The sequence below is a fragment of the Salinisphaera sp. G21_0 genome, from assembly GCF_017744115.1.
Classification (GTDB): domain Bacteria; phylum Pseudomonadota; class Gammaproteobacteria; order Pseudomonadales; family Endozoicomonadaceae; genus Endozoicomonas.
The window spans coordinates 1-805 of the sequence record NZ_JAGHQW010000207.1 but is presented as its reverse complement, the minus strand read 5'-3'; the positions used below and the strand labels follow the sequence as shown (position 1 = coordinate 805).

The following is an 805-nucleotide window of genomic DNA, read 5'->3' as shown; positions in this document are numbered from 1 at the left end:
ACTGGTCACCAATATTTCCTCCATGTGTCATGGCAAAGGCTTACCGAAAGATCAGGACGTGAAGGCCTTCCTGACCCTGCCCTGCTTGAAAGAGGGCTGGCAGGAGGGCAAAGACGAGGACGTCAAGGGCAAACCGCTCGACCGGGCACTGGTCACCAATATTTCCTCCATGCGTTCTTCTAAAGGCTTACCGAAAGATAAGGACGTGGAGGCCTTCCTGACACTGCCCTGCTTGAAAGAGGGCTGGCAGGAGGGCAAAGACGAGGACGTTAAGGGCAAACCGCTCGACCGGACGCTGGTCACCAATATTTCCGCCATGTGTCATGGCAAAGGCTTACCGGAAAAGACGAAAGTGCAAGCCTTTATTCAATGGCTACCCTCGGATGAAAAGAAGAGTCTTTTGAAACTTTCTTGCCGCATATTTGCAGGCTTTGGAGTACCCTCAGGAGAAGAACTGACTGATAATGAGAACAAACTCCGCCAATATCTTAAACAGCAAGGTTATTCTACGGACATTGGAGGCGACAGCAGTGATGAAGAAGATGAACTTTTAGAATCAAGTCAAATGAAAGCACTGGCTCTGTACTTTTCTTCTGCGTCCGCAAAATGGAACATGACCATTGCCGAATTCCAACAATATCTTAATGCCCACAAAAGTCCACGAAATGACAGGGTGGTTGTTCGTGCTGCGCTGAGATCATTGCTGCCGATATTGGCTATCCATGGAGGAACTGGTATCCAGTTCTGGATTGAAAAACATCGTGAAGATCCACGCTGCAATGAAGTACTCACTAAGGCATTATCC

1 protein-coding gene is annotated in these 805 nt (G+C 48.4%); it reads left to right on the top strand.

Annotation, left to right across the window (positions count from 1 at the left end):
• Positions 1-805 (top strand): hypothetical protein (locus tag J7439_RS25680; protein WP_209204897.1); only part of this gene is annotated, 805 nt, incomplete at both ends.